The sequence below is a fragment of the Prosthecodimorpha staleyi genome (assembly GCF_018729455.1).
GTDB lineage: Bacteria > Pseudomonadota > Alphaproteobacteria > Rhizobiales > Ancalomicrobiaceae > Prosthecodimorpha > Prosthecodimorpha staleyi.
The window spans coordinates 262,423-283,573 of sequence record NZ_JAHHZF010000006.1; the positions used below are offsets into that span (position 1 = coordinate 262,423).

20 protein-coding genes are annotated in these 21,151 nt (G+C 67.9%); 7 read left to right on the forward strand and 13 right to left on the reverse strand.

Translation table 11 applies throughout. The features are described 5' to 3' along the window. Positions 1 to 210: 210 nt before the first annotated feature. Positions 211 to 1,155, forward strand: a complete 945-nt coding sequence (locus KL771_RS13930) for a hypothetical protein (protein WP_261969154.1) — start codon at positions 211 to 213, stop codon at positions 1,153 to 1,155. Positions 1,156 to 1,240: 85 nt separating this feature from the next. On the opposite strand, the gene KL771_RS13935 is transcribed toward KL771_RS13930, so the two are convergent. Further along, complete coding sequence (locus KL771_RS13935; protein WP_261969155.1) at positions 1,241 to 1,429, reverse strand: hypothetical protein; 189 nt, start codon at positions 1,427 to 1,429, stop codon at positions 1,241 to 1,243. Between the two features lie 272 nt (positions 1,430 to 1,701). Continuing rightward, positions 1,702 to 3,084, reverse strand: coding sequence for a patatin-like phospholipase family protein (locus tag KL771_RS13940; protein WP_261969156.1), 1,383 nt, complete (start codon positions 3,082 to 3,084; stop codon positions 1,702 to 1,704). Between the two features lie 318 nt (positions 3,085 to 3,402). Here KL771_RS13940 and KL771_RS13945 point away from each other — a divergent pair, with 318 nt between their 5' ends. Continuing rightward, complete coding sequence (locus KL771_RS13945; RefSeq protein WP_261969157.1) at positions 3,403 to 4,599, forward strand: DUF2336 domain-containing protein; 1,197 nt, start codon at positions 3,403 to 3,405, stop codon at positions 4,597 to 4,599. A gap of 90 nt (positions 4,600 to 4,689) precedes the next feature. Then, on the forward strand, positions 4,690 to 5,436 hold the full coding sequence (locus KL771_RS13950; RefSeq protein ID WP_261969158.1) for a B3/B4 domain-containing protein: 747 nt from the start codon (positions 4,690 to 4,692) through the stop codon (positions 5,434 to 5,436). Positions 5,437 to 5,461: 25 nt separating this feature from the next. Here KL771_RS13950 and KL771_RS13955 read toward each other — a convergent pair whose 3' ends face one another. Beyond that, positions 5,462 to 6,070, reverse strand: coding sequence for a TetR/AcrR family transcriptional regulator (locus tag KL771_RS13955; RefSeq protein ID WP_261969159.1), 609 nt, complete (start codon positions 6,068 to 6,070; stop codon positions 5,462 to 5,464). A gap of 59 nt (positions 6,071 to 6,129) precedes the next feature. Further along, positions 6,130 to 6,753 (reverse strand): glutathione S-transferase family protein, encoded by a 624-nt coding sequence (locus KL771_RS13960; RefSeq protein ID WP_261969160.1) that lies wholly within the window; start codon positions 6,751 to 6,753, stop codon positions 6,130 to 6,132. A 123-nt stretch (positions 6,754 to 6,876) separates the two neighbouring features. On the opposite strand from KL771_RS13960, the gene KL771_RS13965 reads away from it, so the two are divergent. After that, complete coding sequence (locus KL771_RS13965; protein ID WP_261969161.1) at positions 6,877 to 7,374, forward strand: protein-tyrosine phosphatase family protein; 498 nt, start codon at positions 6,877 to 6,879, stop codon at positions 7,372 to 7,374. A 273-nt stretch (positions 7,375 to 7,647) separates the two neighbouring features. On the opposite strand, the gene KL771_RS13970 is transcribed toward KL771_RS13965, so the two are convergent. Further along, positions 7,648 to 8,907, reverse strand: coding sequence for a cytochrome P450 (locus tag KL771_RS13970; RefSeq protein WP_261969162.1), 1,260 nt, complete (start codon positions 8,905 to 8,907; stop codon positions 7,648 to 7,650). 223 nt (positions 8,908 to 9,130) lie between these two features. Here KL771_RS13970 and KL771_RS13975 point away from each other — a divergent pair, with 223 nt between their 5' ends. Continuing rightward, positions 9,131 to 10,003 (forward strand): alpha/beta hydrolase family protein, encoded by an 873-nt coding sequence (locus KL771_RS13975; protein ID WP_261969163.1) that lies wholly within the window; start codon positions 9,131 to 9,133, stop codon positions 10,001 to 10,003. Between the two features lie 57 nt (positions 10,004 to 10,060). On the opposite strand, the gene cckA is transcribed toward KL771_RS13975, so the two are convergent. Next, on the reverse strand, positions 10,061 to 12,634 hold the full coding sequence (gene cckA, locus KL771_RS13980; RefSeq protein WP_261969164.1) for a cell cycle histidine kinase CckA: 2,574 nt from the start codon (positions 12,632 to 12,634) through the stop codon (positions 10,061 to 10,063). Between the two features lie 704 nt (positions 12,635 to 13,338). Here cckA and KL771_RS13985 point away from each other — a divergent pair. Further along, complete coding sequence (locus tag KL771_RS13985) at positions 13,339 to 14,580, forward strand: MFS transporter (RefSeq protein WP_261969165.1); 1,242 nt, start codon at positions 13,339 to 13,341, stop codon at positions 14,578 to 14,580. A 155-nt stretch (positions 14,581 to 14,735) separates the two neighbouring features. Here the strand turns inward: KL771_RS13985 and KL771_RS13990 are convergent, their stop codons facing one another. From KL771_RS13990 to flgB, 7 genes are all read right to left on the reverse strand, one after another. Further along, positions 14,736 to 15,083: a hypothetical protein gene (locus tag KL771_RS13990; protein ID WP_261969166.1), complete on the reverse strand. Its 348-nt coding sequence runs from the start codon at positions 15,081 to 15,083 to the stop codon at positions 14,736 to 14,738. 810 nt (positions 15,084 to 15,893) lie between these two features. Continuing rightward, entirely contained in the window at positions 15,894 to 16,976 is a 1,083-nt protein-coding gene (gene flhB / locus KL771_RS13995; protein ID WP_261969167.1) for a flagellar biosynthesis protein FlhB, read from the reverse strand. Between the two features lie 4 nt (positions 16,977 to 16,980). After that, positions 16,981 to 17,751 (reverse strand): flagellar biosynthetic protein FliR, encoded by a 771-nt coding sequence (gene fliR / locus KL771_RS14000; RefSeq protein WP_261969168.1) that lies wholly within the window; start codon positions 17,749 to 17,751, stop codon positions 16,981 to 16,983. A gap of 6 nt (positions 17,752 to 17,757) precedes the next feature. Further along, positions 17,758 to 18,021: a flagellar biosynthesis protein FliQ gene (gene fliQ, locus KL771_RS14005; protein ID WP_054357873.1), complete on the reverse strand. Its 264-nt coding sequence runs from the start codon at positions 18,019 to 18,021 to the stop codon at positions 17,758 to 17,760. A 46-nt stretch (positions 18,022 to 18,067) separates the two neighbouring features. After that, on the reverse strand, positions 18,068 to 18,388 hold the full coding sequence (locus tag KL771_RS14010; RefSeq protein ID WP_054361854.1) for a flagellar hook-basal body complex protein FliE: 321 nt from the start codon (positions 18,386 to 18,388) through the stop codon (positions 18,068 to 18,070). 12 nt (positions 18,389 to 18,400) lie between these two features. Further along, positions 18,401 to 18,811 (reverse strand): flagellar basal body rod protein FlgC, encoded by a 411-nt coding sequence (flgC, locus tag KL771_RS14015; RefSeq protein ID WP_261969293.1) that lies wholly within the window; start codon positions 18,809 to 18,811, stop codon positions 18,401 to 18,403. Between the two features lie 9 nt (positions 18,812 to 18,820). Continuing rightward, a complete protein-coding gene (flgB, locus tag KL771_RS14020; RefSeq protein WP_261969169.1) occupies positions 18,821 to 19,231 on the reverse strand; it encodes a flagellar basal body rod protein FlgB in 411 nt (136 codons plus the stop codon). Between the two features lie 280 nt (positions 19,232 to 19,511). Between flgB and KL771_RS14025 the strand changes: the two genes are divergently transcribed. Beyond that, positions 19,512 to 21,005, forward strand: a complete 1,494-nt coding sequence (locus KL771_RS14025) for a flagellar biosynthetic protein FliO (RefSeq protein WP_261969170.1) — start codon at positions 19,512 to 19,514, stop codon at positions 21,003 to 21,005. Positions 21,006 to 21,151 lie beyond the last annotated feature (146 nt).

Consider the following 21,151-nt stretch of genomic DNA (forward strand, 5'->3'; position numbering starts at 1 on the left):
GCCGGAAATGGCCGTGCGCCGCCCCTGGAGGGCGCGACGTCGCGATGCGTACCCGCGCGCGGACGCGAATCGGCAATCCTAAAGGGCGACAGTGCGGTCAATTTGTTCAGGGTTTATTTTTCGTTAAGATCTGTGGTATTTTTGTGATTGCGCACAATTTGCGCACTGCTAGGTTACATTGTTATTTTAATATCTACTGGAGATAGTCAGATGCGTGGGCTGCGGACAGCCGCCGCGATTGCGATCGCGTGCGCGCTCGGAGGGTGTCAGGCGGGAATTTTCCGCGAATGGTCGATGGACGGAGGCTCCAGCCTCAGCCTCGACGCCAGCCAGCGGCTGGTTTTCGTCACTGAACGTGGCGGGCGCAACGGGGATCGCCGGGTAGTCTGTGCGGAACCGAGCCCGGACAGCATCACCTCGCTGGCGGCAACCCTGTCGGCCAGCGGCGGGGCCAATTCCGACGTGACCCGACCAGCCCCCGTGCGCTCGGACGGCGCGGCCGGCGACGGAACCGCCGCGGGGACGGGCGGCACGATCACGTCCAAGCAGGCGGTTCAAGCCGGCATTTCGGCGGCCTATGGCGAGAACGCGGCCTATGTCGGCATGCGGACGCAAACCATCCAACTGCTGCGCGACGGCCTGTTCCGGGCCTGCGAAGCCTACATGAACGGCGCCATCGACGAGACGCAGTACAACCTGCTGCTCGTCAACATGCCGCGCACCATGGCGGCCTTGGTGGCTATGGACGGACTGACCGCACGGCCTTCGGCACCACCCTTTGCCCTCGGTGCACCAACCGTATCCGCTCTCGTGACGCCGGCCGCGGCCGGAGCGCCGCAGTCGGGCGGTGCTCCGGCGCCGATCAGTGAATCGAAAGTCACGAACAACACGCAGAATACGATTACAATCCAACCCAATACGGTCAATGATAAAGCATCGGACGCTGTTCGCGATATCGCGCTCAGTATGACGGAGCATCAAACCGTGCACAGCGCCTGCATGGCGATCATGGCGTCGAACAAGGATCCGCATCAAATCTACGACCAGCATTTCGAGGCCGTTGCCGCCATGTGCCGGCAGTTGTTCAAGGGACTGCCGGAAATCTACGCGTGGAAGGCCAAACAGGAGGCCATCCGGGCGGCCAAGAAACCGTGATGCCGCGGAGCGACCGATCAAGACCCGAAACATCGCGCGCCTGCCATCCTGGCCTCTACCGGCAGGCGCACGGCCGGAAACGGCATCAGGCCGCGGGCGTGACGCTGGTTGGCTCCGCCCAAAGCCCATCCCCCTGCGCCTCGCCCGGGTAGGCGGACTGCATCAGGGCCAGAAAGCCGATTGCGCGATCGCGGTCGGCTGCCGCGCGGGTCAGGCTGAGTAGACGGATGGACTGGCCGTCGTGACGAATGATGCTGATCGTTCGGCGGTTCATGTCGATGCCTCCCATCCTCGACGGACGGAGCGGGCCTCAGCCGCGCTCCCTCCTGGTTTCCGTCCCGATCGTTTCGGGGCTCGCAGCGTCGGGCTTCAGCTCCGGCGGGAACCTCCGCGACGCGTCCCCTTCCGGGGGCGCACCGCAACTTGGGGACAGGTTAGGACGATGCTGCCGAACCGGGACTGAAGCGCGCCTTCAGCGGGCGTTCAGGCGATCGGGCCGGCTTTCGCGGGGGCCACCGATGTCCCGCGCCGGCCTCAACGGCCGCCTCAGTGGCTTTCCGCCGAGCCGAGCACGCGGATCGCCGCATTGGCGCCGCCTTCGATGCTCGCCTTGACCTCGGCGGGATCGAGCACGAAACGGGTCGGGATCCGGCCAAGCGTTTGCGCGGTGCCGGCATCGAGATCCTCGAAGGCGATCCGTTCGACCCGAACCGACACCTTCCGGCAGTCCCAGCCCTCGGTCGAGCCGCGGATGCGCGCCACCTCGTCCGGATTGAGCGCGCAGCGCCACGTCTTCAGACGCGCCTCCCAGGCCTGCATCTGCAGGCGCAGCACTTCGAACGAGTTGCGCACGGCGGAATCGATCGCCGTATCGGTCACGGCCTCGAGCAGCGCCGAGCCGCTCGGACCCTCCAGGGTCTTGGCGTAGTCCGACGGCAGCGTGCGGCCGGAATCGACGACCACGAAGATGAACTTCTCCACCACCACCGCATCGTCCCGGCTGAGCGGCTTGAACGGCTCGGTCGCGGCGGCGAGCGAGATATTGAAACCGGCCAGGCCCCAGTTGTCGGTCAGCCCGCCGTCGAGCAGCTTGACGAAGGCGACCTGGCCGATGTCGCGGTACTTGCGCAGCGCCGCGATATAGTTGCGCACGATCGGAGACGCATCGCGCCGGCGCGCCATATCCTCGAGATGATCGGGCAGCTTGAAGCCGCACTTGTCGGCATAGGACTTGATCACCACCGGGGCGAACACGATCGGCACCGCGGCCGAGGCGGCGACTGCCTCGGCGATCGGGTAGCTCGACAGATCCGAGCAGATCGAACCGAACGTCACCGGCTCGAAGATGAACGGCGTCTTGGAGGTGATGTCCGAGGCATTGATCCACACGACCGGGCGGCCGGGCCGGTTCAGGTCGCGGAAGGTGGCGTTGCCGAACAGGTTCTTTTTCAGCCAGGCCGGAAAGCCGTTGCGGTCATTGACGCCGGAATCGAGCGCGCGGGTGATGTTGGTGACCGAATAGAACGAGCGACGCAGCGATTCTTCAGCGTCGCGATAGAGGAAGCGCTGCTCGAAATCGCCGAGGCCGGCGCGCCCCCTGAGCCCGAACCACGCTGCCGTGACCGACCCGCCCGACACGCCCGAAACGAACCGGACCTGATCCAGCATCGAGCCGCCGCCCTCGACCGGGACACGTTCCAGCCCGCGCAGCACACCATAGGAGAATGCCGAGGCCCGCATGCCGCCGCCCGAAAAGGCGAGGCCGACGATGGTCGGCCGCAGCGTGTCGTCGCCGCCGACCGTATTGGTCGGCGTGAGGACCGGCATCGCGGTCGGCTCGTTGACGGGCGTGATGTCGAGCGAAGCGCAGGCCGACAGGCCGCCGGTCAGCACGGCGGCAGCGAGAACGGCTCGAAGGGTCGGGACCATGCGCGAAAGGGCCTCCGGACGGCGGGACGGCCGGCGAGGCGGGCCGGCGCGGGTGGCGAGATCGAACGAGAGCCCCGTTATCACCGGGAATAGGGCATGCGAAAGGCAGGCCCTCGGCAGACCGCGCGACCGAGCCCGAATTCGGGCCTCGCCGCCCGCCGCCGCCAGGCCGGCATGGTGACCGGATCGCTAATGCCTACCCCCGGTTTTTCTGCGGTCTGGATGTGAAACTGTAAATAAAAGCCATGATCTTCGCTTGTCGCTCCCCGTCTCGCGGCCTAGCCTCCGCCCGGGTGTGCAAGGCCGATGCATCGTTTCATGAACAGTACCATTCCATCCTTCGGCTCGCTGTCGCAATCGTTGGATCGCTATCTGTCGAGGCAGGTCCGCTGCCGGAGCGGCAACGACGCCCTGGCGCGCCAGCTCTCACTATTGTTCTCGATCACATGCGAAACGAGCGGACCCGACGAGATCGAGCAATTCGACCGAATCTTCAATCGACTGGTCGACGAGGCAGCAATCGATACGCGCGCCTTCCTGTCGGTTCAGTTCTCCGTTGCCGCCAGGGCGCCGCGCACCACCATCCGACGGCTGGCCCGGGACGTGATCGAAGTGGCCCGGCCGATCCTGGTGCATTCGCCCCATCTGGACGATGCCGATCTGATGGCCGTCGCGGTCGACACCGGCCTCGCCCACATGGCGGCGATCGCCGAGCGTGCCGAACTGTCGGTCGTGGTGACCGATATCCTGGTCCGGCGCGGCGATGACGAACTGCGCCGCAAGGTCGCTGCCAATCATGGCGCCTTGCTGTCCGGTCAGGGCTTTCGCCGACTGTCCGAGCAGGCGCGCAGCGATGCGCGGCTCGAAGGCCATCTTGTCGAGCGCGAGGATCTGCCGGCGATCGTGGTCCGCTTCCTGGTCCGTCACGGGACCGGCAAGGCCCGAGACTGCTTCGCGACCACCGGCACCCTCGCCTCCGGACCGATCCGACGCGAGGAGGGTCCCCCGCCGGATTTCGTCCGGCGCTCCGTGGCGTCGTGGCTCGCCATCTATGATTTCGACGCCGCCGAGGCCCGCGTTGCAGTCTTTGCCGACCATGGCCAACGCGGTGAGCCGTTGCTGCTGCGCTTCGTCGCCGAGGAGCGCTTCCCCGAAGCGGCGGTTCTGCTAGCCCGCATGCTCGGCGCCGGTCGCGATGCGGTGGTGGGCTGGATGACGGACGCGGATCCGCAGGCCTTCCTGGTGGCCGCCCGAGCGCTTCCGCTGCAGGTGCGCACCGTCTCCGGACTGCTCAATATCGGCCCCTGGCGCCAAGGCCTGAACGGACGAGCCCGTCAATGTGCGATCCGCGGCTATCAGGCCCTTCGGATCGAGGCCTGCCGCCAGAAGCTGTCGGCGCTGAGCCGTCCGTCCGGCCATGCCGTATCGCAGCTGCCGGACGACCGGCCCGGCGATCGGGGCTGCGGCCTCGACGCGGATCGATGGCCTCTATATCCCGTCCCTGCCGAAGCCTGACGACGGCAGGGGCCTCGGCAGGCCTTTGACGCGAGCGCCCCACCGGCCCTAAGGTCGCGGCCCGTCTCACCATTCCGGTCAGTCCCCTCCATGCAGATCGACATCTCCGAACTGGTCGCCGCTTTCCCGGATTTCCGCGTCGCCGTGGTGGTCGCCTCCGATCTCGCCATTCCGGCCGTCAGGCCGCCGGGCCTGGCCAGCGTCATCGCCGAGCGCGAGGCCATGGCCCGCGATCGCTGGGGCGGCCTGGAACTGGCGCAGATCCCGGGCGTCGCGGTCTGGCGCGTCGCCTACAAGGGCTTCGGCATCAAGCGGACCGGCTATCGCTCCTCGGTCGAACGGATCGTCAAGAACGTGCTGGCCGGCCGCTCGATCCCGGAAATCAACGGCTTCGTCGACGCCTACAACGCGGTCTCGCTCAGCCATGTCTTCCCGCTCGGTGCCGACGACATGGCCCGCCTGACCGGCGACATCGCCTTCCGCTATGCCCGCGACGGCGACAGCTTCGTCGACATGGCCGCCTCCGGCGAGGAGGCGGAGGGTGCGGAGGCCGCCGCGCCGGCCGGGCCGGTCGAGGATCCGCCGAAGCCCGGCGAGGTGGTCTTCGCCGACGACGCCCATGTGCTGTGCCGGCGCTGGAACTGGCGCCAGGATGCCCGCTCGCTGGTCTCCCCGGAGACGCGCAGCGCGCTGCTCACCGTGCAGGCCAACGGTACCGGCGATCTCGACGCCGCGGTCTCGGATGTCTGCGACCTGTTCGCCCGCTTCTGCAGCGCGACGACCGCCGTCACCGTCGCCGATCGCGGCCGGCCGCAGGCGACCGTGCGCGGCACCTGACGGCGATGGTTGCGGCAGGCCTGCTTCAGACGGGCTTGCCGGCCGGACAGCCGTCGATCGTGGCGAGCAGGATGCGCGCGGCCCAGGTGGCGCGCACGACGGCATAGCGGGGACCCGGCGGACGGCGCAGGCCGAGCAGGCGCTCGGTCGGCAGGTCGCCGGCCAGCAGGCCGAACCACACCCTGAGGGCCGACCGGGCATTGAGCGATCCGATCAGTCCGGCCCGGCCGGCAGCCGCGAACATCTTAAGCGCCGTTCGGGTCACCGGACGGCGCCCGGAATCGCGCAGGATGCGCGCCAGTTCCGGCTCGTTCTCCGCCTCCGCGATCGCCAGGCGGGTCAGCGCCATCGTGTCCGTGGCGAGCCCGCGTTCCAGAAAGGCCGCGCCGAACTCGATGAGCAGCGCCTGCAGCGAGGCACGATCTGTCGGCGCCGGCAGCACGGCGGCCGGCGACATCTGCGCCGCGCGATCCGAGATCAGGGCGGACAGAATGCCGGCCTTGGTGCCGAAGGCCGCGTAGATGTCGCGCTTGGAGACCTGCGCCACGCGCGCGACATCGGCGGTGGTCAGCGCCGCATAGCCCTTCTCGGCCAGGAGCCGGGCGGCCGCTTCGAGAATCCGCGTGCGCCGCATCTCCGCGCCCGAAGACGCTGGCCGTCCGGCAGTCCCCATGTCCGGGGCCGCAACCGGGCTCATGGCCGTGTGGCTGCCACGCTCGGGCGCGCGGCCCAGCCGGCCATCGCGGCCTTCAGGGCGCCCGACGCCTCGATGATCGCGCCGCCCTCCGGCGTGCGGGCGACATAGTCGAGGATCGGAACCACATTGGCATCCGCATAGGTGAAGCCGTCCCCGACCAGGTGGCCGTTCTCGGCAACCGCGGCGGCGATCAGCCCGAGCGCCTTCTCCACCTGCGGCAGCACCGCGGCGATCTTGTCCCGGTCCGGACCGCCCTCCGGCGGCATCATGTAGGCGAGCACGTAGCGGCGGACGAGAATCTGATCGAGGGTCGTGTTGACGAGGCTGACCCATTGCTCGACCCGGGCGGCGGCGACCGGATCGGCCGGGATCATGCGCGGCCCCGCGAAGGCCGCCTCCAGATAGCCGACAATGGCGCGGGACTCGTAGAGTTCGAGATCGCCATGGCGCATCACCGGGATGCGGCCGAAGGGGTGGATCGCGTCGACGGCGGCGCTGTGCGGCCTCACCGGCACGAGATCGTAGGCGATGCCCTTTTCTTCCGCCACGATGCGGCAGACGCGCACATAGGTCGAAAAGGGTGCCCCGATGATCTGAAGTCTGGACTCCGTCGTGTTCATATCCCAGCCCCCCGACGCCGTTCTGCAAGCTTCCGTTAGAGCACGGTGAGACCCTTTCGCGCCAGCCCTCGCCCGCTCGTTGCCGTTGTGCCACGTTCCGCTGAACCGACCGAGCGTACCGCCATGTCGAACCTGCATTTCGTCGAAACCCCCGCCGCCGGCCGGCTCGCCCTGATGCCGGCGCCGCAGCGCGCCGATTTCCGCGCCCTGGCCAGGGCCGGGGTCGCGCTGGTGGTTTCGCTCCTGCCGGCCGATGAGGCCGAGCGGCTGGCCCTGGCGGAGGAGGCGCGGCTGTGCCGGCAGGCGGGCTTCGAGTTCCTGAACTTCCCCGTTCGCGACTTCGCCGTCCCGGAGAGCTTCGGCGAGGCCGCCGCCCTGGTCGGCGCCGTCGCGGATCAGATCGCCGGCGGCGATGCGGTCGCGATCCATTGCCGTGCCGGCATCGGACGCTCCGGCATGTTCGCCTCCGCCGTGCTGGTCGCCCTCGGCGAAGCGCCGGATGCGGCCATGGCCGCGGTCTCGGCGGCGCGCGGCTGCGACGTACCGGAGACGGAGGCGCAGCGCGCCTGGGTGCGGGAGTTTGCGGCCTATGCCGCCGAACGGGTCGCCGCCGGCGGCTGATCGTCCCGCCTCGCACAAGCCGCGCCCGCGACCTGGCCGGCCGCGTCGCGGAACTGCCGGGCGCAGGTTCCCTCCGGCCGGGTTTGAGCCGCCCGAACGGACCCTGTGCTCGGCAGGATTGCGGGTTCGTCCGAAGATCCTGGCCGACCACCCGCTGCGAGGGATCCGGACCCTGCCGGCCCTCGCCTTCGGCGACCGCTTTGCCGCCGGAACTTGGATTGGAGGCTAGCAGGGTGCTTGGAACCGAGCCTGAAGCCGGCGTTCAGCCGCCGTTCATCCGGTTCGCCCGCCGGACCAGACCGCATCGAGCCGTTGCAGGCCGCGGAAATGATAGCTGTCGCGCCAGACCGGCGGTGCGGCGAGGCGCAGGCCCGGCAGCCGGCCGAATAGAATGGGCAGCGCAACGGCGAGTTCGAGCCGGGCGAGAGGCGCGCCGACGCAGAAATGGATGCCGGCCCCGAAGGCGAGATGGGGACCGGGCACGCGCGTCGGATCGAAGCGGTCCGGCGCGGCGAAGCGCTCGGGATCGCGCCCGGCCGCGGCCAGCAGGAGGCCGATCTTCTCGCCCCGGACGAAGGACCGGCCGCAGAAGACGAAATCCTCCAGGGCGTAGCGGGTGAAGAGATGCAAGGGCGGATCGAAGCGCAGGCATTCCTCCACCGTCCGCCCGGTCGCGTCCGCATCGGCGAACAGGGCGGAGGGATCGGCCCCCGCTGCACCGCGCTCCGACGCATCGAGGCCGGCGGACAGGATCGCCGCCAGCGCATTGCCGATGGCATGCACAGTCGCCTCATGGCCGGCATTGAGCAGCAGGATCACGGTGGTGACCAGTTCATCCTCGGTGAGTCGGTCGGCGCCGTCGCGCGCGGCGACCAAAGCGCTCAGGAGATCGTCGCGCGGCCGCACCCGCCGCGCCGCGATCGCGGTCCGGGCATAATCCTGGAAGGCCAGCGTGGCGGCGACGCAGGCCGCCTCGACCGCCGGATCGGCGCCGAACTGGTAGATCGCCACCATGTCGTGCGACCAGGCGACCAGTTGCGATCCGTCCTCGACCGGCACGCCGAGCAGGCCGCAGATGACCGCGACCGGGATCGGCGCCGCGAAATCGGCGATCAGATCGGCTTGGCCTTCGCGGGCGATGCCCTCGGCGAGGCTCTCGGCCAGCCGTGCAATCGCGGGCCGCAGGCCCTCGACGGCGCGCGCCGTGAAGGCCCGGTTGACGAGGCCACGCAGTCGAGTATGGGCCGGCGGTTCCCGCTCCAGCATCGAGCCGCGCTCGAAGGCCAGGAACGGCGCCAGAGCGGGCGGCGGATCCGGCCAGCCGAGATCTTCCCGGCTCGCCAGATGCAGAACGTCGCGCCCGAAGCGCCGGTCGCGCAGCGCGGCACCGACCACGGCATGGCGGGCCGAGCAGGCGAAACCGTAATCCTCCCAGACGAACAGGTCGCCGAGATCGCGCATCGCCCGGTAGGCCGGATAGGGATCGCGGAAGAACTCCGGATCGCGGGGCGAGCGGGCAAAGCGGGCGGTCATGCGATGCGGCTCCGGACGGGTCGACTGGGACGGTTGATTGGAACGAGTGATTGGGACGGGGCTCGGACGGCGGGCCGCAGGCCGCGGCCGACCGGCTGACGGCACCCGGAAGATATTGGCAAATCTTCTAAAATCGTCTGTTGTTACACTATGTAACTCGACATTCCGGCGCGTGCAAACAAGGCTCGGAGCGGTTTCGCAACGTCACGAACGGAGCTTTCCGATGCGCCCTTCCGCCCGCCTCGCCCTCCTGTCCGTCCTGGCGCTCGGCGCCACAGCGGCCGCGCCGTCGGCCGCGCCGGCCAAACCCGCTTCCCTGCCGGCCTCCGGCAAGCCCTTCAAGCTTGCCGGCCTGACGGTCGTCTCCTGGTATCCGTCGACCCGCACCGCCAAGCTGCCACTGATCCTGTTCTCGCACGGCTATGGCGGCTGCGGCGCGCAATCGACCTTCCTGACCACCGCGCTCGCCAGCGCGGGCTACATCGTGGTGGCGCCGAACCATGCCGACGCCTCCTGCGGCCCGGGCGATCCGCCGGCGCCGGAAATCCCCTTCGAGCAGCCGGCCGCCTGGAACGACACGACCTATCTGTCCCGCAAGACCGACATGGTCGGGCTGGTCGCCGCGCTCAAGGCCGACAAGGCCTGGAATGCGGCGATCGACTGGACCAGGGTCGCCGGCATGGGCCATTCGCTCGGTGGCTATACGATGCTGGGGCTCGGCGGCGCCTGGCCGTCCTGGGACCAGCCGGTGATCAAGGCCGTGCTGGCAATGTCGCCCTATTGCGCGCCCTATCTGGACGAAGGCGCGCTCGGCAGCATCGCCGCGCCGGTCATGTATCAGGGCGGCACGCTCGACTATGCGGTGACGCCGACCGTCAAGCGCCCGGACGGCTGCTACGCGCGCACGGCGGCACCGGCCTATTTCGTCGAGTTCGCCGGCGCGGCGCACGATGCCTGGAGCAATCTCGGCAACACCAACAATGCCCAGATCATCTACTATGCGCGCAACTTCTTCGACGTCACCCTGAAGGGCGCAGACCCGTCGCAACTGCTGACCTCGATCGCCGGCGTGACGACCTATTGGTGGAAGCGCTGATCCGGCCAACGCCCGACGCGGTCAGCTGCGCCTGACCGCCACCGCTTCGCCGGCGGATCACTTCGCCAGCGCATCCTTCACGGCCGTGGCCAGTTGCTTCAGCGAGAAGGGCTTCGGCAGGAAGTGGAAGCTCTCGCCCTCGGGCAGGTTCTTGGCGAAGGCATCCTCGGCATAGCCGGAAACGAAGATGATCTTGAGCTCCGGCCGCTGCTTGCGCAACTCGCGTAGCAGCGACGGGCCGTCGAGCTCCGGCATGACCACGTCGGAGACGACGAGATCGATGCGCCCGCCGGTCTCCTCCATCACCACCAGTGCCTCGGTGCCCGAGCCCGCCTCGTGAACCGTGTAACCGCGCGAGCGCAAGGCGCGCGACGCGAAGGCGCGCACGGCCTCCTCGTCCTCGACCAGCAGGATGGTGGCTGAGCCGGTCAGGTCGGCGCTCTGCTGCTGCTGTCCCTCCGGGAAGGCCTTGTCGGCCTCGCGCTCGATCTCGGTCTCGACATGGCGCGGCAGCAGGATGTGGAAGGTCGTGCCCTTGCCGATCTCGCTCGAGCAGTAGACGAAGCCGCCGGTCTGCTTGACGATGCCGTAGACCGTCGACAGGCCGAGCCCCGTCCCCTGCCCGACCGCCTTGGTAGTGAAGAAGGGCTCGAAGATCTTCTCCATGATGTCCGGCGGGATGCCGGTGCCGGTATCGGTCACCTCGATCGAGACATAGTCGGCGGCCGGCATGCCGGGGGTCTTGTAGGCGAGCTTGTCGTCGGCGAAGACGTTGCGGGTGGCGATGGTCAGCCGGCCGCCGTTCGGCATGGCGTCGCGCGCATTGACCGCCAGATTGACGATGACCTGCTCGAGCTGGCTGGTATCGGCCTTGACCGGCCAGAGGTCGCGGCCATGCACGACGCTGAGCTCGACCTTCTCGCCGAGCAGGCGGGCGAGCAGCATATGCAAATCGGCGAGCGTATCGCCGAGGCGGATCACCTCCGGGCGCAGCGTCTGGCGGCGCGAGAAGGCGAGCAGCTGCCGGACCAGCGCGGCGGCGCGGTTGGCATTCTGCTTGATGTTCATGATGTCCTGGAAGGACGGATCGGTCGGCCGGTGCGAGGCGAGCAGCAGGTCGGAAAAGCCGATGATCGCGGTCAGCACGTTGTTGAAGTCGTGCGCGATGCCGCCGGCAAGCTGGCCGATCGCCTGCATCTTCATCGACTGGGCGAATTGCTGTTCGAGTTCGCGCTGCTGGGTCGTCTCCAGCGCGTAGACGATCGCCGTCTCGCCCTCGCCGTCGCCCTCCTGCACGGCCGAAACGAAGAAGCGCACCGAGCGATGGCGCTTGTCCTCGCCGCCGGCCAGTTCCGCCTCGATCGGCTGGATGTCGCCGCGTCCCTGGCCGGCCGCCTCCAGCGCCGCCGACAGGTCGGCGCGGCGGCTCTCGGCGACCTGCAGCACCAGCCGGCGCGCCTCGCCGCCCTCGCCGGTGCGAATGTCGCCGAAAAGCTTCAGGAACGGCGCATTGGTCCGGCCGATGCGGCCTTCGCGGTCGACCGAGGCGATCGCGATCGGGGTCGAATTGAAGAAGCGGGCGAAGCGGACCTCGGCGGCCCGCAGGGCCTCCGACACGTCCTCGCCGGGCGAGCGGTTCAGCACCAGCGTCCGGCTGTCGCCGAGCACGCCGGTGCCGGAGATCGGCACCTTGTGCATCAGCCGCACCGGCAGGCTCTGGCCGTTGCGCTTGACCAGGTCGAGATCGATGATCCGCGTCTTGTTGGCGTCGGCCGGCCCGTTCAGGTCGGTGATCAGGGCCGCGCCCTGGCCCTGGACGATGTCCTTCAGGCCGATGCCGCCGGGCTCGAACTTGGCCAGATCGTAGCCGAGCCAATCGGCCAGCGTCGCGTTCAGGTAGGTGATCCGGCCGCGCGGATCGGCCGAGAAGAAGCCGGCCGGCGCGTGATCCAGGAAGGTCACGACCTGCTGCAACTCCTGGAAGCTGGTCTCCTGCTCGTCGCGGTCGCGGGTGATGTCGGCCACCTGCCAGACGGTCAGGGCCGCCGGCGCGGCGCCGTTGCGGCCGGCCGGCAGGTCGAGCGGGCGGGACCGGACCCGGTACCAACGCGGGCCGCCCTCGGAGCGGCCGAGCGGCGACAGGGTGCGGATCTCCTCGCGCGCCACGCGCCGGTCGCGCGCCGCGGTGGCCAGCCGGAACATCGGCTCGGCGGCGTCGGGATCTCCGGCGAAGCTGCGCTCCACGGTGCGGATGTCGGTCGCCGCCTCGGCACGGATCAGGTCGGCATAGGCGCGATTGGCGTAGACGATCCGGCCTTCCCGGTCGGTCACGACGACGCCCTCCCCGGTCGTGTCCAGGAAGGCCTTGGAGAGCGGATGCCCGTCGCGGCGCGCGCCGAAGCGGACGAGCCCGATCGCCCCGGCGAACAGGGCGAAGACGCCGATGACGGCGAGCAGGCCGAGCAGGATCTGCACCCAGATCGCCGCGTCCTCACGCCGCATCAAGGCGAGCACCACCGCCGCACCGACAAGCCCGAGGGCAAGGGCGAGCAGGAGCCCGATGCTGCCGGTCTTTTCGGCCCTGTCGACCACAGGTTCGCTTCCCGTATTCCCCGTGTCCGCTTCGACCATGCTGCGATTCCCGATATCCTGCTGACATTACCGCAGTCTGCGCCGCACGGCGCGCCTTTTTCCCGGGCCCGCCGAGCGGCGTCGGCATCCGGTTGCGACCGTGCGGATCGACACGATCGGCGATGCCCGGCCGCATTGCACGCGGCCCGCTCCACCCCGAAGTCCCAACCGGAAATCCCGAAACCGCATGCCCGGACAAGGCCCGCGAGGGCCGCCGATCCGGGACCCACTCGCTTTCAGGCGGCGTCAAGATCCGAAACGAAAACAAACCGTTGCGACCCGCCGCGAGCAGAGTGGGCCCCGGCGCTCCGCTGACGCTCCGGCCGGGGATGCAGGCCGGGGGATCGGTCACAGGCCTTCGAGAACCACTCCCCTCCGTTCTGGCCACGCCCCGAAACCGCATTCCCGGACAAGGCCCGTGAGGGCCGCCGATCCGGGACCCACTCGCTTTCAGGCGGCGTCAAGATCCGAAATTAAAACAGACAGTTGCGGCCCGCCGCGAGCAGAGTGGGCCCCGGCTCTCCGGCCGGGGATGCGAACCGGGGGATCGGTCGTGGGCCTTCGAGAACCGCTCCCCTCCGTTCTGGCCACGCCCCGAAATCGCACCCGCGTCAGCGGCACGGCGGCCATGCCTTGCCGTCAAACCGCCATCCTGGCATTGATGCGGCAAGCGCGTCCGCCAGAGGCCCGCCGGGAGGAAGTTCATGCCAGCGGGACCGGGCGAGAGTGGGCGCGAGATCGCCTTCGACAGCGGCTATTCGTGGTTCCGGCTCGGCCTGTCGATCCTCCTGACCACGCTCGGCGGCGTCGGCATGTGGTCGGTGGTGGTCGTGCTGCCGATGGTGCAGACCGAATTCGCGGTCGCCCGCGGCGCGGCTTCCTTCCCCTATACGCTAACCATGGCCGGCTTCGCGCTCGGCGGCGTCATGATGGGGCGGCTGATCGACCGCTTCGGCATCGTTCGCCCGGTGATCGGCGGCACGATCCTCTTTGGGGCCGGCTATGTCCTGTCGGGCTTGGCGCCCAATCTCTGGGTCTTCGCGATCTGCCAGGGCTTCATGATCGGCGTCGGCTCGTCGGCGACCTTCGGGCCGCTGCTGGCCGACGTCTCGATGTTCTTCCGCGAGCGGCGTGGCCTCGCGGTCGCCCTGTGCGCCTCGGGCAACTACGTCGCCGGCACCATTTGGCCGAGCGTCGTGCAGCATTTCATGACCACCGCCGGCTGGCGGGCGACCCAGATCGGCATCGGCCTGTTCTGCATCGTCGCCATGGTGCCGCTGGCGCTGCTCCTGAAGCCGCGCCCGCCGTCGCAGATCGGCGCCGCCGGGGCGGTCTCGGCAGAGGGGCGGCTCTCCGCGCTCGGCCTGTCGCCGGCGACCCTGCAATGGCTCCTCGCCGCCGCCGGCATCTCCTGCTGCGTCGCCATGTCGATGCCGCAGGTCCATATCGTCGCCTATTGCGTCGATCTCGGCTACGGCGTGGCGCGCGGCGCCGAGATGCTGTCGCTGATGCTTGGGCTGGGCATCGTCAGCCGCATCGCCTCCGGTTTCGTCGCCGACCGGATCGGCGGCGTCGCGACACTGATGATCGGCTCGGTGATGCAGGCGGTCGCGCTGGTGCTCTACGTCTTCTCCGACGGACTGACCTCGCTCTATGTCGTCTCCGGCGTGTTCGGCCTGTTCCAGGGCGGCATCGTGCCGAGCTACGCGATCATCGTGCGCGAGTATTTCCCCGCCCGCGAGGCCGGCGCGCGGGTCGGCGTGGTGCTGATGGCGACGCTGGTCGGCATGGCCTTCGGCGGCTGGCTGTCGGGCGCGATCTACGACTGGACCGGCTCCTACGCGGCCGCCTTCCTCAACGGGATCGCCTGGAACCTGGTCAACATCGCCGTCTGCGCCTGGCTCCTGCTGCGCGGCCGGCGCGGCGCGGAGCCCGCCAGAGCTTGAGGCAAGCCATCGCGCCGAGACTGATCCCGGTCGAAACCCAACGACGGCGTCCCGCAGGCGTTTGATGGAACGGCCCCAGGGCCAAAGACCGAGTGGTGCGGATTCGCGAGACCGGTGGGAACCATCCGTCTTGATCGGGCCACGAGTGAACGAGCCTACGGAACCTCTTCGAAATCGAAGTCTTCGCAATACAGTTCAAAGATGTCCGACTGCTCGGCATCCCAAAATCTGTAGCGGTACCGGCCGGGATCGGCCTTTCGTTCGATCAGGGCGTCGATGGAGCTCAGCGTGTCCCATTCTTGCTGAAACCGGAAGCCGTCGACATCGATGAACCGAATGGCGAGCGTGCCTGATTCGATATTGAGGGGCGCTCGCGATAAAAGCATCTGGACATTGTATCCGGCATAGCGAAACGGATCGGTATTCTTTTCAAAGGAACATCTCTGAAGGTTATGATACCCCTTCGAAAGCGCAGCGTAGAGTGCATCAATCTTATCTTGCATTCGATTTCTCATCAGATTTCCAGATGATGTGGCGTCTTGATCTGAGCAGATCCGACAGCGAAATTATGATGTTCATGATTATTAATATTTATTAATTATTGTATTGCAATAAAACTCATGATCAAACATCAATAAAGTCGGCCAAGACGTATCATGATGCATCATCACTCGCTTGTATCCGACGAAAAAGAAAAGCTAGCAACTCAATAACTATAAAATAAATCCAATTAAATTTTATTCTCATGAAAATTAGTTCTCCCAATTTTGCTTGGAGAACATAGTACACCCTTCATTCAATTAGAATGTATAGATAAAAATGATTCTATAATTTATTATCGACGCCATTTTGTCACAAGTTTCGCATCTCTGCATTGGGCACATTGTCCTGAATACCGATCGAAATCGGAGGTCAGTCCGAACGCTCGCGCAATTACATTGATTTGTTGGCGCGGACGAATCCCCGCAATCTCGGCGATGCAGTCGTCGCAAAGTGCTGACGGTGCGCGGTCTTTGAGAAGGCGATAAACTATTTCTGGCCTGTCCATGTCAGAAGCATAACGCGATGGATCGCGGATTGCCATCCTTCAGTCTTGCTCGCCTGCATTGGATATTTGGCATTTCGGGCGGTGTTCTTGTGAATCTCCGCGTCAAGCGACTTTCAAAGCGACTCAATGGCCGCTCAATCAGTGAGGGAACTTCACGCATCGGAAATGCCTGCCAAAAGCAGCTCCGAGAGGCAGGACGGTACGAAAACGCCAACTGAATGGCGACATCGACTTGCCCCATGTCCCTTTCACTCGTCCCCATACCCTACGGCCGCCAGCCCTTGCGGCCCTGTTTCAGGCGCATGACGTAGCCGATCACCTCGGCGACGGCGCGGTAGTGCTCCTCGGGGATCTGCTTGTCGATGTCGACGCTGGCATAGAGCGAGCGGGCGAGCGGCGGGTTCTCGATCACCGGCACGTCGGCGCCCTTGGCGACCTCGCGGATCTTCAAGGCGATCTCGTCGACGCCCTTGGCGACGCAGATCGGCGCCGAGGTCGACTGGTCGTATTTCAGCGCCACGGCATAGTGGGTCGGGTTGGTGACCACGACGGTGGCGGTCGGCACGGCGGCCATCATGCGCTTGCGCGAACGGGCCTGCCGGATCTGGCGGATCTTGGCCTTGATCTCCGGATTGCCCTCCTGCTGTTTGTACTCCTCCTTGAGCTCCTGCTTGGTCATGCGCTGCCGGGCCATCCAGCGATGGCGCTGGAACAGGTAGTCGAGCCCGGCGACGAAACCCATCACGATCAGGACCGCGGTCAGAAGCCGGATGGCCAGCGACTGGGTGATCGCCAGGAGGCCGATCGCGTCCGTGGCGACGATGCTTTCCAGGCGCGGCAATTCGGGGCTGACCGCCATCCACATGCCGATGCCGACCACGGCGATCTTGATGATCCCCTTGATGAAGGTCGCCAGGCTCTCCGCCGAGAAGATCCGCTTCAATCCCGCCATGGGCGAGATCTTGGAGAGCTTCGGGATCAGCGATTCGCCGCTCCAGACCATGCGGTGCTGGATCATGTTGCCGGCGACGCCGGCGATCACGAAGGCGAGCGCGGGCAGGACCAGCACGGTGGCGAGGATCTTGCCGGCCTCCAGATAGACCGCGATCAGGCCGCGCCGGTCGACCGGGATCTCGTGCAGGTGGCCGAGATAGCCGGCCAGCGGCCGGGCTAGATCGCGCGCCATCGGGGTCGACAGGAAGGCGACCAGCACCATGCAGGCCGACAGCACGAAGAAGGCCGGCACCTCCTGGCTCTTGACCACGTCGCCGCGTTGCAGCGCGTCGTCGAGCTTCTTTTGGGATGGTTCTTCTGTCCTTTCTTCCTCGTCGTCGCCGCCCTCGGCCATCGCCTCACCTCACCGGTTCGACGAAGCGGCCGAGCCCGTCGCGGACATGCTCCATGTACCAGAGCATGATCGGGCCGAAGACCAGCGCGAACAGCGCGAGCCCGGCACCGATGTTGAGCGGCGTGGCGATGAAGAAGATCTGCAGCTGCGGCATCAGCTTGGAGAGCAGGCCGAGGCCGAGGTTGAAGACCAGCCCGAAGGCCAGGAACGGCGCGGAGATCTGCACGCCGATGCGGAAGGTGTCGGCGGTCAGCCTCAGAGCTGCCTCGGCGAAATCGCCGACCGGCATCAGGTCGCCGGGGCGGAACAGGCCGAAACTGCCGGTCAGCCCGGCGACGGCGAGATGGTGCAGGTCGAGGGTGAAGACCAGCGTCACGGCGGCGAGCGACAGGAAGTTGCCGAAGATCACGCCCTGCTGGCCCTGGGTCGGGTCGACCGCCATGGCGAAGCCGAGGCCGAGCTGGTTGGCGATGGTGGTGCCGGCGACCTGGGCGGCGGCCATGACCAGCCGCGTCGCCATGCCGATGAAGAGCCCGACGCCGATCTCTGCGACGAGCAGAAAGCCGAGCTTCGCCGGCGTCGCGGCGAGGCCGGCCGGATAGAGACCGCTCGCCACCGGATAGACCAGCATGGTGACCAGCACGGCGAAGACCAGACGGATGCGGGCCGGAATGTTGGTCTCCCCGATCGCCGGCATCAGCATCATCATCGAGCCGAGCCGCCCGAACATGAGCAGGAACACGATCGCGATGTCCGGCAGGATCGAGACGTTCACGGCCGCTCAGCTCCCCACGATCCGCGTCATGATGCGCACCATGTAGCCGTTGAGGGTCGAGCCCATGAACGGAAAGGCGACCACCAGCGCGACGAAGATGGCGAGGATCTTGGGCACGTAGACGAGTGTCGCCTCCTGGATCTGGGTCAACGCCTGCAGGAGGCCGATGATCACGCCGACCAGCAGCCCGACCAGCATCACCGGCGCGGCGACGACCACCAGGGTCCACATGCCGTCGCGGGCGATGTCGAGCACTTCGGCGCCGTTCATGGCATCCCCCGCCGCGCAAGACCCACCGCGTCCGGCCTCGGACCGGTCAGACGGGCATGCGCATGATTTCCTCGTAGGCGGCGATGACCTTGTCGCGCAGCGAGACCATGGTCTCCAGCGCCACTTCCGTCTCCGCCACCGCCGTGACCACGTCGATCACATCGGCCTTGCCCTTGGCATAGGCCAGCGTCTTGGCCTCCGCGCTCCGCCCTTGCTGCACGACATCGCCCATGGCGTCGCGGACCATGCCGGCGAAATCCGGGCGGGTCCGGTCGGCGAGCGGAGAGTGCCCCTGATCGGGACGATTCGCGAGCCCCTGCGCGACCTTGTAGGCATTGGCGGCGAAGTTGGCGGGAATGGTGGCCATCAGGCGCTCCAATCAGGCTCTGAGGATTTCCAGGGTCTTCAGGATCATCCGCCGGGTGGCGGTGACGACATTGAGGTTGGCCTCGTAGGACCGCTGCGCCTCGCGCATGTCCGCCGTCTCGACCAGCGTGTCGACATTGGGATACTTGACGTAGCCGCTCGCATCCGCGGCCGGATGGCCGGGTTCGTAGCGGCTCTTGAAATCGGTGCGGTCGCGCTCGACCTTGCCGACCTGCACGGTCTGGGCCTGCAGCTCGCGGTCGAATTTCGACGCGAAGGTCACGACCTTGCGCCGGTAGGGGTCCTGGCCTGGCGCGCGGGCGGTCGATTCGGCATTGGCCAGGTTCTCGGCGATGACGCGCATGCGGCCCGACTGCGCCTTCAGGCCGGAGGCCGCGATCTTCAGGGACTGGTTGAAATCCATTGCCATGGCTCAGGCCTTCTTGCCGATCGCGGTCTTGATGATGCCGATGGAGCGCTGGTAGAGCGACGTGACCATCTGGAAGTCGATCTGGTTGTCGGCCGCCTTGAGCATCTCCTCCTCCAGATTGACCGCATTGCCGTTGGGGGTGGTCTCGAACGGCTTCTGCCCGTCGGTTCGGAAGCTGGAGCCGATCGTGCGGCCCTGGATGTGGCCGGCCTCGGTGGTCGCGACCCGGATCGCGACCGGCGCAGGCGCGAGCGTGCCGCCGGCACCGCCGAGCGAGGGCTGCTTCAGGTCGACGGCGCGGTAGCGCGGCGTGTCCGCATTGGCGACATTGGCCGACAGCACGGACTGACGCGCCTGGTTCCAGCGCATCTTGGTCTTCAAGGCGTCGACCAGCGGCAGGTTGCCGATTGCCATGATGCCGTCCCCGTTTCCCATATGCCGGCGCCGAAGCGGCCCCGCGGGCACCCGGCACGCGCCGGCTACCGGGCAAAATAGTCCCGGTATATGGTTAACGGCCGGTTAACCGGCTGCATCGCTTCGGGACCGAATCCCGACGGCGACCGGACTTTCGACCGAATTCCGTGAAGGTTCGGTTTACGACGCGGTATTAGGCGCGGCAAAGTCTGCCGGGTCAGTTAGAATTCGCCGGCGCCCTAGATTCGGCAGTGCGGGCGTGCGTATGGAGTGGACCCGTATGCGGGACTGGTTGAATTCCCTGTTCGGGGTGGATGGCGGACGAGCGGCGCAGATCATCATCGCGTTGATTCTGGTCGTTATTCTCATCGTGTTTGTGGCGTGGCTGATCCGGCGCTTCTCCGGCGGTTCGGAGAGCGGTCTGTTCCGAGGCCAGGGGCGCGACCGCGCCCGGCTGGCCGTGGTCGACAGCGCCAATCTGGACGGACGGCGCCGTCTGATTCTGCTGCGCCGCGACGATGTCGAGCATCTCGTCATGATCGGCGGCCCGAACGACGTGCTGGTCGAGAGCCGGATCGTGCGCGGTGCAGCCGGTACGGTCGTCCGGCAGCCGCAGGTCGGCCGCGTCGAGCCACCGGCGGTGGCGCAGCCGGTCACCGGGCCGACCCCGACGCAGGCGATCGTGCAGCGGACCGAACTGCCGGCCGGCCCCGCATCGCCCGCGAAGGGCAGCGCCGTGGCGGCGGATCTGAAGGCCGCCCTGGGCGATCAGCGCCGACGCATCGCGGAAGCCGCGGCGGCCGCAGCGGCGGCCGCCAGCGACCGGCAGCAGGCCGCAGACGAAGCCGAACTGCCGCCCCCGACGCCGCGCCAGCCTCCCCGCATGGAGCCGCCGCGCAGCGACGGCGGCCGAGCGGACACGGCACGCACCGAAACCCATCGGCCCGAGCTTGCGCGGCCCGAGCCCGCGCGGCCGGAGCCAGCCCGTCCAGAGCCGTCGCGTGCCGAAAGCCGGACGGAGCCGCCCCGGGCCGAATTGCCCCGACCCGAGATGACAAGGCCCGAACCGCCGCGGCCGACCGAACCGACGCGGCCGCCGGAACCGGCCCGCACCGAGGCGACGCGCGGTCCGGCCCCCCGGCCGGCATCGATGCCGCTCGAGAGCGACTTCCAGGGCGAAGAGCCGACCATAGCGGTCCCGACGGGCTCGCGTCCCCAGCCCGAACGACCCGCCGCGCCGCCGCCGCCCGCACCCCCGCCGCCCGCACCCGCTGCCGAGGCGCGCCCGCCGCGGCCCGTGATGACGCTCCCAGGAACGCCGGCCCGTCCGGCACCGGCCGAGACCGAGCCGGACGGCAGCCACGAGGCGGTGGTCGGCGAGATCGAGCGGGCGCTGGCGGATCTGGCGACGGCGATCATTCCCGCCAAGTCCGAGCCGAGGCCCGGTTCGCGTCCGCCGGGCGCGCCCGTACCGCGCCCCGCCGTGCCGTCCCGCCCGCCCGCGCCGCAACCGCGGCCGACCGTGGTACAGCCCACCGTCCGTCCGCCGGAGCCCGAGACCGTCGCTCCGGCGCCGGTACCGGCGCCCGTGACACCGGAAGCCGCGGCACCGGCGCCGGCGCCGGCGCCCGCCCCCGTCGCCGCAGCCCCGGCTGCGCCGCCGCCGGCCTCTCCGCCGGGTGCCGCACCGGCCGCCCCGAAGGGACCGTCCGACGAATTGGAGGCCGAAATGGCCAAGCTCCTGTCGGAGCTGTCCGGTCCGCCGAGCCGATGAGCGGCGCATCGGCCGGCGGGCTCCGGTCCGCCGGGCCGCTCGAGCAAGAGACCGGGGTCCGCCTTCATCCGCCGGCCGGCGGCCGGCAGCGGGGCGCGTGATGGATCGGTTTCCGAGCGAGGCACGACAGGCAGGCGGGACCGACA